This is a genomic window from Actibacterium mucosum KCTC 23349 (assembly GCF_000647975.1).
In the GTDB taxonomy this organism is placed as follows: domain Bacteria; phylum Pseudomonadota; class Alphaproteobacteria; order Rhodobacterales; family Rhodobacteraceae; genus Actibacterium; species Actibacterium mucosum.
This window is the reverse complement of record NZ_JFKE01000004.1, coordinates 419806-432598: the sequence shown is the minus strand read 5'-3', so window position 1 is coordinate 432598 and position 12793 is coordinate 419806. Positions and strand designations below refer to the sequence as shown.

The 12793-nt window shown below is 60.6% G+C and carries 9 protein-coding genes; 4 read left to right on the top strand and 5 right to left on the bottom strand.

All coding sequences use genetic code 11. From position 1 onward, the window contains the following. The first annotated feature begins 10 nt into the window (after positions 1-10). Positions 11-610 (top strand): superoxide dismutase, encoded by a 600-nt coding sequence (locus ACMU_RS11380; protein WP_035259535.1) that lies wholly within the window; start codon positions 11-13, stop codon positions 608-610. Between the two features lie 73 nt (positions 611-683). Here the strand turns inward: ACMU_RS11380 and ACMU_RS11375 are convergent, their stop codons facing one another. Further along, positions 684-1235, bottom strand: coding sequence for an LOG family protein (locus ACMU_RS11375; protein WP_236626241.1), 552 nt, complete (start codon positions 1233-1235; stop codon positions 684-686). Positions 1236-1334: 99 nt separating this feature from the next. Between ACMU_RS11375 and ACMU_RS18815 the strand changes: the two genes are divergently transcribed. The 3 genes from ACMU_RS18815 (at position 1335) to ACMU_RS11360 (ending at position 5559) form a co-directional block, all read left to right on the top strand. Next, a complete protein-coding gene (locus tag ACMU_RS18815) occupies positions 1335-3221 on the top strand; it encodes a LysM peptidoglycan-binding domain-containing protein (RefSeq protein ID WP_051588287.1) in 1887 nt (628 codons plus the stop codon). Positions 3222-3292: 71 nt separating this feature from the next. Further along, the gene (locus ACMU_RS11365) at positions 3293-3673 is read left to right on the top strand and encodes a VOC family protein (protein ID WP_035259532.1); all 381 of its coding nucleotides are present in this window, start codon (positions 3293-3295) and stop codon (positions 3671-3673) included. Positions 3674-3726: 53 nt separating this feature from the next. Beyond that, positions 3727-5559 (top strand): ABCB family ABC transporter ATP-binding protein/permease, encoded by a 1833-nt coding sequence (locus tag ACMU_RS11360; RefSeq protein ID WP_035259531.1) that lies wholly within the window; start codon positions 3727-3729, stop codon positions 5557-5559. Here the strand turns inward: ACMU_RS11360 and ACMU_RS11355 are convergent. From ACMU_RS11355 to ACMU_RS18810, 4 genes are all read right to left on the bottom strand, one after another. Then, positions 5556-6260 carry a DNA helicase gene (locus ACMU_RS11355; protein ID WP_035259530.1) on the bottom strand — a complete coding sequence of 235 codons (705 nt, stop codon included), beginning with the start codon at positions 6258-6260 and terminating at the stop codon, positions 5556-5558. The two genes, ACMU_RS11360 and ACMU_RS11355, sit on opposite strands and share 4 nt — an antisense overlap. A 260-nt stretch (positions 6261-6520) precedes the next feature. After that, positions 6521-6721: a hypothetical protein gene (locus tag ACMU_RS11350; RefSeq protein WP_035259528.1), complete on the bottom strand. Its 201-nt coding sequence runs from the start codon at positions 6719-6721 to the stop codon at positions 6521-6523. 179 nt (positions 6722-6900) lie between these two features. After that, complete coding sequence (locus ACMU_RS11345; RefSeq protein ID WP_081805502.1) at positions 6901-10752, bottom strand: efflux RND transporter permease subunit; 3852 nt, start codon at positions 10750-10752, stop codon at positions 6901-6903. Continuing rightward, positions 10749-12755 carry an efflux RND transporter periplasmic adaptor subunit gene (locus ACMU_RS18810; protein WP_051588285.1) on the bottom strand — a complete coding sequence of 669 codons (2007 nt, stop codon included), beginning with the start codon at positions 12753-12755 and terminating at the stop codon, positions 10749-10751. Before ACMU_RS18810 ends, ACMU_RS11345 begins: the two co-directional genes overlap by 4 nt. Positions 12756-12793 lie beyond the last annotated feature (38 nt).

Genomic DNA, 12793 nt, shown 5'->3' with positions numbered 1-12793 from the left:
GAGCCCCGACATGGCTTTTGAACTTCCCGATCTTCCCTACGCCCATGATGCGCTGGCCGATGCCGGCATGTCGGCTGAAACGCTGGAATTTCACCACGACCTGCACCACAAGGCCTATGTGGACAATGGCAACAAGCTGATCGCGGGCACCGAGTGGGAAAACGCCGCGCTGGAAGACATCATCACCGGCACTTACCAGGCCGGCGCTGTTGCCCAGAACGGCATTTTCAATAACGCCTCGCAGCACTGGAACCACGTTCAGTTCTGGGAGATGATGGGCCCGGATGGCAACGCAATGCCCGGCGAGCTGGAAGCTGCCATCACCGAAAGCTTTGGTTCGGTTGACGCATTCAAGCAGGAATTTTCCGCTGCAGGCGCCGGTCAGTTTGGCTCGGGCTGGTGCTGGCTGGTGAAAGACGCCGATGGCAGCCTGAAAGTGACCAAGACCGAAAATGGCGTGAACCCGCTGTGCTTTGGTCAGACCGCACTGTTGGGCTGCGACGTGTGGGAGCATTCCTACTACATCGACTTCCGCAACAAGCGCCCGGCTTATCTGTCGAACTTCCTCGACAAACTGGTGAACTGGGAAAACGTGGCCTCGCGCCTGTAAGCGAATTTCGGTGTGAGGGGTTGTGGCCCCTCACATCACCTTTGGTTTTCGATCCGCAGGCAAACAGCGGGTGTCATGTGGCCTTCAAGGCCGTCATGAGCTCAGGGACGGTTGCGAATTCCTGAACGAAGCCGCGCATATCTGCCTCGGCAAAGCCTTCGTTTATATAGTGATCCATCAGCGCCAGCAGCGGATCCCAATATCCTTGTGTATTCATCAACAGGATCGGCTTGTTATGCAGGCCCAGTTGGCGCCATGTCAGCACTTCAAAGAACTCGTCCAATGAGCCGGCACCACCGGGCAACATGACAATCGCGTCCGAGTTCATGTACATGACCTTCTTGCGCTCATGCATGTTCTCGGTGACGACAAAGGTCGAAAGGTCGCGTTTGCCAACCTCTTTTTTGAACAGGTGCACCGGAATCACCCCAAAGGTGTTGCCGCCGGCCTGTTGGGCGGCGCGTGCCACGCGGCCCATCAGGCCGACATCGCCGGCGCCGTAGACAAGGCGCATCCCCGCGGCTGCCAATGCGCGACCCAAATCATCGGCGTCGGTTCCATATTCCGGGCGATTACCTGCGCGTGAGCCACAAAACACGCAAATCGAGAGCATTTGATCAGGCATTTTGGCCTCTTAACCGGGGGTTCTGGACCCCTGATAGCGGTGTTGATATGGTCCCGCAAGCGGGCCCGAGGGGATCGGGTGTGCAAGGGGATGTAATATATGAAGTTTTTGGCAAATCTCGGAACAACTGGGCAAGTTGCGGTTGGTGCCGTTGCGGTCGCTGCGGCGGGCGCTTTGGGCTATGGCCTGTATCAGATGCGCCCGCAACCAGAAGAGGTGGTCGTGGCACCGCCGGTGTCCGAGCCTGCACCCGCCGCAGAGCCGGCCGCTCCGGCAGAACCTGAAACTGCCCAGACAGAGCCGGAACAAGAGGCCGAGCCAGAGGTTGCCGAAGAACCGCCGCAGCCAGTTGCGCCGACTTTTGACGTGGTGCGGATCGAACCCGACGGCGATGCCTTGGTTGCGGGCGCCGCCGAACCCGAAGCGCTTGTGGAAATCTTGGTAGACGGCAATGGCGTTTTCGAGACACCTGCGGATCGTGCCGGCAAATTTGTTGCCCTGTTCGACCTGCTGCCCAGCCCCGAGCCGCGCCTGCTTACCTTGTCGATGTCGACAAAGGCAGGGGACGTGATTCAATCCGAATCTTTCGTGATTATCGAGGGTGTCGCACCGGTCGTTGTTGCCGAAGCCCCTGCTGAAGTGGAACCCGTTCCCGAAGTGGAAACCGCCGCAGAACCGGAAGCCATAGCGCAAGCGGAAACTCCCGTTGAAGAAGCCCCTGCAGACGAAGCCCCAGCAGACGAAGCTCCCGTTGAAGAAGCCCCAGCAACGGAGGTTCCCGCCGAAGAAACCCCGGCAGAGGAGGTCATCGTTGCCGAATTGCCTGACGGCACAGCGCCCAATGCAACCGACACCGTTCCGGATGAAACCGCGGCCGTACCACCAGAGGCGCAGCCGGGTCAGGTTCCCGTTGCAGGTGGCCCGACTGGCGCGACATCGAAACCTGGCACTTCCGGGGCACCAGATAACCCCGGCACCGGCGACGTAACCGCGGATCCGAGAGTGGCGACCGCGCCGGCCGAGCCTCCGCAAGGCGAACAAGCCGCGCCAGAGGCGGACGCGCCGCAAGTAGCGACCGCCGTGCCTGCTGCCGAATCTCCGGTTTCTGAAACGGCAAATACCCCGGAAACTCCGGTCGAACAGGTGGTCCGCGACGAAACGGTTCAGCCGGATACGACCCCGGCACCGGTAGAAGATCCTGCGCAAGTTGCCGAGGAAGTGGTGGAGCCCAACGCCCCCCAAGCTGTTGCCGAAGCACCCGCAGCGCCGGAAACCGCAGTTGATCAGCCCGCAGTCCCCGACGAGGTTGAAACCGTCGCAGCGGACCCGGCGCAAGCCGCACAAGAAGCGCCAGAAGCTGCCCCCGCCGTGGTCGCTGAAGCGCCTAGTGCCCCAACCAATGCACCTGCCGAGACCGTGCCCGAACGGGGCCCGTCGGTCATTATCGCCGACAAATCCGGCGTGCGGGTGTTGCCACAGGCGGGCAATGCAACCGCGCGTGAGATTGTTCAGGAAGTGGTTGTCGATGCAATCTCGTATTCCGAGGACGGCGGTGTGAACCTGACCGGCCGGGGTGCAGCCGAGAATTTCGTACGCCTTTATCTGAACAACAAGGCACTGGCGACCGAAGAGATTGGTCTGGATGGCCGTTGGTCCAGCAAGAGCAGCGATATTGCGCCTGGCCTTTATACATTGCGGGTGGATCAACTGAATGGCGAAGGTGACGTGACTTCGCGATTTGAGACGCCATTCAAACGGGAAGAACCCGCCGCCTTGGCGGCTGCCAATGCTTTGAAGGCGCGCCCGAACCAATCTGGCGTGGCCGTTGTAACGGTGCAGCCGGGCTTTACGCTGTGGGCGATTGCGCGTGAAAACTATGGGGATGGGGTGCAATACGTGGCGGTTTACGAAGCCAACAAGGCGCAAATCCGCGACCCTGACCTGATCTATCCGGGGCAAATCTTCCGCGTGCCTGGGGCCGAATAGATTACCGATTGACCTCAACCGAACTTGAGGGTGTAGACCGTCGCGCATCGTTTTCTATTCCGAGGCGCAACATGGATTTGAACCAGATCACGATCGAGGTCAGTGACCTTGATCAAAGCATTGAATTTTATCGAAAAATCGGCCTGCACTTGATTGTGCGGGCCAAAGACCGCTATGCCCGCTTCGAAATGCCCATCGGCAGCACCACGTTTTCGCTGCACCACGCAGCACACCCGCGCGTCGGCGGAACGGTGTTGTATTTCGAGGTGGCCGATCTGGCGGCCCGACACGCCGAACTGACCGGAAATGGCATTGTTTTTGATACCCCGCCTACCGCACAGAATTGGCGTTGGGCGGAGGCGCGATTTCGCGATCCTGACGGGCACGAATTATGCCTGTTCAACGCAGGGCCCGATCGCCGTTTCCCACCCTGGCGGCTGCAGGGTGGTTGACCTTCTGGCGGCACTGCGCCTAGCTGCGAAGAACTGACCTAAAAGGAGAGGCCATGTCGCCCCGCCGCCCGACCACTGCCGATATCTCAACTCTGGAACGCGGGCGCGCTGTGCGCACTTTGCGTAAGGTCGCGCCCTACCTGTGGCCTGCCCATATGCCTTGGGTAAAACGCCGCGTGGTTCTGGCAATGATTGCACTGTTTCTGGCCAAGGCTGTCACGGTGGCCATGCCGTTGGTTTACAAGGCCGCCGTGGACGCGTTGACCGGGCAAGGAACAACGGATGCGGCTTGGATGCTGGGCATGGGGGCCGTTGGTTTGACCGTGGCCTATGGTGTGGCACGGCTCATGACCTCGGGGTTTCAACAGCTGCGCGACGCGATCTTTGCCAAGGTGGCGCAGCGGGCGTTACGGCAATTGGCATTGCAGACCTTTACCCATATCCACCGCTTGTCGATGCGCTATCACATCACCCGCAAAACCGGAGGTCTCAGCCGGATTATCGAGCGCGGTGTGAAGGGTGTAGAGTTCCTGCTGCGCTTTTTGTTGTTCTCGATCGGGCCGTTGATCCTGGAACTGGCGATGGTCGCAGTGATCTTTTTTGTGCTTTTTGACGTCTGGTATCTGGCGGTCGTGGCGGTCACGGTGATCCTTTATGTCCGCTTTACCTTTTCGGTGACCGAATGGCGGGTAAAGATCCGTCGGCAGATGAACGATCTGGACACCGATGCGAACCAGAAAGCCATCGACAGCCTGCTGAACTTTGAAACGGTTAAATATTTCGGGGCCGAAAAGCGTGAGGCCGAACGGTATGACAGTGCAATGGAGGGCTATGAAGCCGCCGCTATTCGGACGTCATATTCGCTGGCGCTGCTGAATTTCGGCCAGGCGGCGCTGATCACCGGCGGCCTGATCGCGGTGATGGTCATGGCTGCGCAGGGTGTGCAGGCTGGTGACTTGACGGTGGGCGATTTCGTGATGGTCAACGCCTACATGTTGCAGATCACGCAGCCGCTGAATTTTTTGGGCACCGTCTACCGCGAGATCCGGCAAAGCCTGGTGGATATGGGCGAGATGTTCGACCTGCTGGCCCAGCCGGCCGAGGTTCAAGACAAACCCGACGCCGGCGCGCTGGCTGTCAAAGGCGGCGCGGTGGAATTGCGGGATGTGGTCTTTGGCTATGATGACGCGCGGCCGATCCTGAAAGGCGTGTCGATCTCGGTGCCGGCGGGTGGGTCGGTGGCCCTGGTGGGCGCGTCGGGTTCGGGCAAATCCACCATCGGGCGGCTGTTGTTCCGGTTCTACGACGTGGGCAATGGTGCGCTGCTGATCGACGAGCAGGATGTGCGCGATGTGACGCAAGACAGCCTGCACGCCGCCATCGGCGTGGTGCCGCAGGACACGGTGCTGTTCAACGATACGATCTATTACAACATCGCCTATGGCCGCCCGGAAGCGACGCGGGCCGAAGTCGAAGAGGCCGCGAAGGCCGCTAAGATTTACGATTTTGTCCAAGGCTTGCCCGACGGTTTTGATACCAAGGTGGGCGAGCGCGGGCTGAAACTGTCGGGTGGTGAAAAGCAACGCGTCGGCATTGCCCGCACCATTCTGAAAAACCCCGCCATCCTGTTGCTGGACGAGGCCACCAGCGCGCTGGACAGCGAGACCGAGGCCGAGATTCAGCACGAACTGGCTGCGATGGGCCAGGGCCGCACGGTTCTGTCCATTGCGCACCGGTTGTCGACCATTGTCGAAGCCGACGAGATCGTGGTGCTGCACGAGGGCGTGGTGGCCGAGCGCGGCACCCATGCCGAACTGCTGGCGGCCAATGGGCGCTATGGCGCACTGTGGCACCGCCAGCAGGCCGAGGATGATGCCGCAGCCTAACCCTGCTTGAACACTTGCACCTGGTCGTTATGCAGCAGCACGATTGCGTCAAACGCTTGCAGGTCAAACGGGTTGGGTTGGCGGATATCCTCGGGGGTTGGCATGGTCGAATTCTTGGCGTCGAACTGCCGATCGACCTGTGACAACACGACAATTGTGTCGCGGGTTCTGGCAACGTGATTTGCCAACTCACGTACCTGGTTGGCCAGCGGAGGGGTGCTTCGGTTTTGATCCAGCACTTGCAGGTAATCAATTACACCCACGGATGGCCCGCCTTGTGCGTCCATTTGTTCCGCAACGTAGGCCGCCGTGATGTTGTCGGAGACATCCATGTCAAAGCGTGGTGGTGTGGCAAGGCCCAGAGGTTCCAACCGGTTGGATACTTGCGGCACGGAATAGTCCAGTGTGAAGAACGTGGCATTGCCGCTGTTGCGGGCCGCCTGATCCAGCAGGCGCAGTGCCAGCAGAGTTTTCCCGTGACCCGGTCTTCCACCCAGCAGGAATAACCCGCCATCGCCGGTTGTGTTCAAAAGCGTCCACAGCGGATCAGTGGCTTTTTGATTGTCTGAAAGATGCGACCAACTGCGATAGCCTTCGCGACGGGCCACAGCGTTTAACGCCGCGTGCAGTGGCATGTTTTGGCGACGCCCAATTTGACGAGCCTCACGTTTCAGGGCGAAAATCGGGGATGAAAGCGACATGGATGCGTCTCCTTGCCGGGGCGATCTGTGCGTCCTCCGTCAGCACTGGACCCCGTCCAAAGGGATGCTCCGATACGTAATCAAACCCCACGCGATTATCGCTTTCCCTGTTCGGAGGAGGAGGGCCGGGTCAGCCCTGTTTGCAGGGTATTGCCGGTCTCTTAAGCGCGCAAGAAAAACCATCGCCCCAAAATATGAAAGCCGCCACACGGCATGTTGCCGGCGGCGGCTGAAATGTCATCGGTCAGGCGAGAGCCTGATTAGTCGCTTTGAGCTTCGATCAGGTCGAAGATGGCTTGGGCGCGATCGGTGTTCGAATTGAACTTGCCAGAAAGCGTCCAGCTGAGGGTTTCCCCTTTTGCGGTATCTGCGTCGTGACGGACACTGTGGGCTGTGTCTGCGGCTGCAGGCAGGCCGGAGGTCAGTGCGAGCACGGACGCAATAAGCATGATACGGGTCATGGCCTATCCTTTAGAGTTGTGGTGTCACTAGTTTGCTTTACAGGGCGGCGTGTCGCCTTGTCGTCCTGTGATACCGATATGGGGATAACTTCCTGCGGTTCAACGCACGGGATCACAACTGAATGTGATTATCCGTGCGTTGATGCGCAGAGCTTTGCGCGCTTTCGCAATCGCAGAAACTACTCTGCCGCGCGCAGGGGCGAACCCGGTTTTTTTGTTTCGTCGACTGAACCTGTGTCCAGGTCTACCGTTTTCGGTCGCCGGTCGTTGGGGTCGGAAGTGGTCATCCCTTTCACACCCGGTTCATAGATGTCCAAGCCATCGGCCCAGATGATTTCAGGCGCGGCGGTACGCCGGGCAGACCGACGCAGGGCCCAGTCGCGTGCGGCTTGGCTCGTGCGGCCCATCGAAAGGCGCGCCAGAACACGGGCCAGCAGGTGCAGATAGGTAACCGCCCACACCCGCAGGGCCAGCATCGACGGGGTAAAGACAAGTGTCAGGACCGTCGCAATGCCCAGGCCGAACACAACGGCGGTGGCCAGCTGTTTCCACCACAATGCGGTGGGGCTGTCGATTGAATAGCCGCCGGCAAAGAAATCAAAGCTGAGGCCGTACATCATGGAGGCCAAGCCCGCCATCGTTGTGATGGTGGTGAGCAACACTGGTCGAATACGCTGCTCGGCCGTGCGGATGATCGCCTCGATCCGCGGCATATATCGGCTGAACTCCTGATACGTGTCGATCAGAACGATATTGTTGTTCACCACGATCCCGGCAAGCGCCACGATGCCCGTGCCCGTCATGATGATCGAGAACGGTTGGTTCATCACCAGCATGCCGATCAGCACACCGGTGGTGGACAAAATCACCGCAAGTAAAACCAGCACCGCGTTGTAAAAGCTGTTGAACTGCGCCAGCAGGATCACGAACATCAGGGCCAGTGCGCCCGCAAAGGCGGTCATCAGGAACTGTCCGCTTTCCTCTTGGTCCTCTTGGTCGCCCGTCCACTCCCAGCTGACGCCGGCGGGCAGGTCGGTGGCTTCCAGCCATTCGGTGACAACGGCGATCCGGTCATTCGGGTTCACCGGTACAGTTTGCGCACCGTTGTTGATTGCCTCAGACAGACCGTCAACGCCAAGGCCCGTCAGATCGTTGAAGATAACGTAGTTCTTGTCGGCCGTATCGGTGAGCTGGGCCAGGTCGTCGTCTTCAACAGCCTGCAAAACCGCCAACCGCTCTGGTGCTTCACCTTCGACAACACGTTGCAAGGACACAAGGTTTTCCGTGACCGCTGCCTTCACATCGAAATAGCGTTTCTGATCTACCCGCGTGATCCGGCCCAGTTGCTCGACCGGCTGGCGAGTGACGAAATTCGAAAGCGGTACCAAGCCGTCCGGCGTGCGCACCTTCAGGTCGTCCAGCGTGCTGAGCACACGGTCTTCCTCGGGCAGGCGAACGCGGATTTCGATCTCTTCGTCCGAGCTGTCGACACGCATCGTGTCCAGCAACAGCCCGCGCGTGACCAGCTGCACCATGCCGCCCACGGTCACCACGTCGGCGCCGTACCGGCCGGCTTTCTCGACATCCACGTCGATCTGCCAGTCGATGCCGGGCAGGGGCAGGGTGTCTTCGATATCTTTCAGACCGGGCGTGGCTTCGAATTGCGCGCGGGCGTCGGCGGTGACGTCCAGCAGGTCCTGCCAGTTCTCACCCTTGATGCGCAGATGCACCGGCTTGGCCGAGGCCGGCCCCTGGGCCAGGTTCAGGATCTCGGTCTTGACGCCGGGCAGCGATTTCAGATCGGCGCGGATATCCTCCAGCACCTTGTCGCCGTCCCATTCGGGGTCTTTGACGCTGCGCGGCACGGTCACACCCAGAACCGGGATGGTGAACCACGGCACCGAAACCTCAGGCCGTTTTTCCCATTGCACCAGTTCCAGTTGCACCTGGCCGATTGTGTCCAGCGGCGGTTCCGCACCACCGGTGTTGTTGTTCAGCCCGCCACTGCCTGCAAAAGAAAACGCGTTGTCGATCCCGGGATGGTCCAGTGCAATGCGTTCAGCAGCTTTGACCAGCGCGTCCTGCTGATCCAAAGACAGGTTGCCGCGGGCGCGGACATAGATGATGGCCTGCTCGGGCTCGGATTCCACAAAGAACTCAACGCCATTGTTGTTCTGACTAAAGTAACCAAAGACGCTGACGACGAAGAAGACGACGGCCGCGATGGTTGCCACGGGCATGACCGGGTTGCCTGCAATCAGCTTGATAAAGTGACCAAAGGGCGTGCGGCGATATCCGGCGCGGATGCGTTTGCGATCGCGCGTGATAGACGCGGCGGTCATTGTCACGGAAGATGTTGATGCACCGATAAAGAACAGCAGTGCCCCAAGAATGACACCCGCAGCTCCGGCTTCGTCCCCCATCATCCGGGCGGGGTTCAGCATCTGCATCAGGCCTTGGTAGGAAACGAAGACCGTGATTGGTACAAGCACGGCGCGCACGGCCCAGGGCAACGGGCGCAGAACAGAGGCAGCATTATCCAGCGCACGGCTGAACCGTCCAAAGACGCCGCCCATAACCGGCAGATAGATCAACGCAACAATCAACGAGGCGCTAAGCACGAAGATCAGTGTCACCGGCAGCATACCCATGAACTGGCCCGGAACGCCCGGCCAGAACAGCATGGGTAGAAATGCGCAAAGCGTTGTCGCGGTGGAGCTGACAACCGGCCAGAACATGCGTTTGGCGGCATCTGTAAAGGCGGTCATCGGGCCTGTGCCCTCTTTGATCCGCCGGTCGGCGTATTCGACCACAACAATGGCGCCATCCACCAGCATACCAACCGCCAGGATCAGCCCGAACATCACGATGTTCGAAATCGCGATCCCCATCAGCCCAAGCAGCACGAAACACAGCAGGAACGACGTCGGAATCGCAAATCCAACCAGCAGCGCCGAGCGGGTACCAAGAAAGGCCAGCACCACGATCATCACCAGCGCAATCGCCGTCAGGACCGAGCCTTCAAGCTGCGACACCATCGACGCAATTGTGCGCGACTGGTCCAGCGAGGTACCCACGGTGATCGCCTCGCGCAGCTCCTCAGGCCACTCGGCACGCGCTTCTTCGACCGTGTCCTTGATCAGTTGCGAGGTGTCGATGATGTTGAAACCCTTGCGTTTGACCACCTGCAAGGCCACGGTGTTTTCCCCGTTGAACCGGGCGGTGCCGGCGCGGTCTTCGAAGGTCAGGCGGATCTCGGCCAGATCACCCAGCGTCACTACCCTGTCGCCATTGGTTTTCACAGGCAGGTTATAAATGTCCTGCGTTTCGTCGAATGAGGACGGTATCTTAACCGCAAACGCGCCGCCCGGTGTTTCGACCTGGTCGGCGGCGATCAGCTGGTTGTTCTGCACCACGACGTTGATCAATTCGGCAGCCGTGACGTTGTAGGCCTCCAGCCGCAGGGGATCGATCAACACCTCAACCATCTCGTCGCGATGGCCGGCCAACCCGGCCTCAAGCACAGCGTCCAGAGCCTCCAGGCGGTCCTGCAAATCTTTGGCGACATTCACCAAGGTTCGTTCAGGCAGTTGGCCCGACATGTTCACAACGATAATCGGGAATTCTGAGAAGTTGATTTCGTTGATCGAATACTTCTCGGCACCTGCCGGGAAATCTGCTTCGGCCGTGTTCATCGCATCGCGAATGTCGGCGATGATCTTGGTTTTGTCCCAGCCGAACTCAAACTCCAGCGCGACACCGGCATAGTTCTCTTGCGCGGTGCCGGACATGGTTTTCAACCCGTCCAGATCGGCCATTTCGGTCTCGATCGGCTTCACGATCAGCTTTTCCGCATCCGAGGCCGAGATACCAGGGAAAGGGACCGAGATGAAGATCGCCGGGATCTCGATGTCAGGCTCACCCTCCTTAGGCAGGCCCACATAGGCGAATGCCCCGGCGGTGATCGACATCACGATGAACGCGATGACCATGCGGGCATGGTTGCCCGCCCAATCAATGATACCTGTCATTCGCTCAGCCCTTCAAACGAGGGGCGAACCGGCACCCCAGAGATAACGTATTCCTGACCGATGATGATGACGTCGGCCTTTTCTGGCAGCCCGTCCAGCCAAATCCCGTCGACGCTGTCACGCAATACCTGCACGGGGGTAAAGGCCGCCATGCTGGCCGCGTCCACGACACGCACCCCCAGATTGCCGTTGTCGTCTAGCGTCAGGGCAGACTGTGGCAGCAAATGCGCCTTGGCCTTGCCAGACGAGACCACCATTTCCACGGTCTGTCCATCACGGATGGAGTAATCAGGATTGGGGATTTCAACTTCAATACGGAATGTGCGGGTGGCAGCGTCAGCCGAACGTCCGATGAAGGTGACGTTGCCGATAACTTCGGCACCTGTGGCCAGCCGCGCGCCGGCTTGCGCGCCGATCGTAACCTTGTCGATCTCGGTTTCCGGAACAAACCCGACCAGCTTGATCGGATCAAGTTGCAGGATCGTAGCACATACCGCGCCGGGCTGCAGTAACGCGCCCAGCTCGGCGGTGTCGGCCTCTAGCACGCCACCAAACGGTGCGTGAATAACCAGACGCTCAATTTCCTTGTCGGCTGTGGCGACGGCGGCCTCGGCTGATTGAATGCCTGCCTGGGCATTTGCGACACCCGATTTAGCGGATTGAACACCCGCATGTGCGCTTTCCAGCCCCGAACTTGCCGAGATCACGCCGGCCTCTGCTGCCTCCAGCTGCGAACGCGCGGACTGAACGGCGGCCTTGGCGCTTTCAACCTGGCCCATGGCGGCCTGGATCTGCGCACCTGCGCTTTCAACCTGTCCCTTGGCGGTTTGAATCAGCGCGCGCGCGCTTTCGACCTGACCCTTGGCGGCCTGAACCTGTGCCTTGGACCCTTCGACCGCGCCCAACGCCGATTGCACGGCGGCGCGCGCGCTTTCGACCTGCGCGCGGGTTGTTTCGATCAAGGCGGCGGTCCCTTCCAGATCGGATTGCGCATTCTCGATCCCCGACCGGGCAGCCTCTTGCGCCGATTGTGCCGATTTCACCCCGGCCTGCGCGGCCTCCCAACCGGTACGGGCCGCGGCGACGCGGGTGTCGGCTGCGAAACCGCCGCTGGCAAGCTGCTCAGCGGCGTTCAGGTTGATCGAGGCCTCGGTAACGCGCGCCTCGGCCTCAACCAGGCGGGCGGCGGATTCGGGCAGGCGCGATTGCGCCTCGACCAGCCGCGCGGCGGCGGCGGGCACGCGGGCCTCGGCCTCGCGCAGACGCGCCTCGGCGGCGGGGACATTGGCGCGGGCTTCGGCCAGTCGCGCCTCGGCGGCCGGCACATTGGCCAGCGCCTCTTTCAGGCGCGCCTCGGCGGTGGGCAGGCTGGCTTGTGCTTCGATCAGCCGAGCCTCGGACGTCGGGACACCCGTGTTGGCCTCGCGCAGACGGGCCTGAGCGGTGATGACACTTGCCTGTGCTTCGGCCAATCGAGCGGTCGCTTCAGGCACACGCGCCTCGGCCTCGCCGATCCGCGCCAAAGCGGCGGGAACAGACGCCTCGGCCTCAATCAATCGGGCGCGGGCTTCGGGCAGCCGGGCCTCGGCCTCGGCCAAACGCGCAAGCATCTCGTTCCGGGTCACCTGACGCGTGCCGGGGGCAATCTCGCAAACGGCTTCGCCTTCCTCGATGAACCGCCCCTTTCGCAACGGCTCCGAGGCGATCCGCCCCGAGGTTTCGGCCGCCAGAATAACCTGTCGCGCGGCTTCGGTCTGACCGCGCAGCCGCACGAGGCTGTCAATTGGGCGCGCTTCGGAATGTACGGCGATCACTGCGACACCTTCCTGGACAGGAGTTTCTGCGGTCGGCGTTTCCGCGGGTTCCGCCGCCGCGTCTTCGGAATCCACAGGCGTTACGGTTTGCGCGCGCCCTGCAAAGTCCAGAACCCGGTCCCGTTCGATCACCATCAGGTACAAACCAATCGCCACCAAGGCGGCAATGCCAAAAGAAATAATTCGCATAGTTCCCTCAATCCTGTTGTCGGCGACCCGGCAAAATC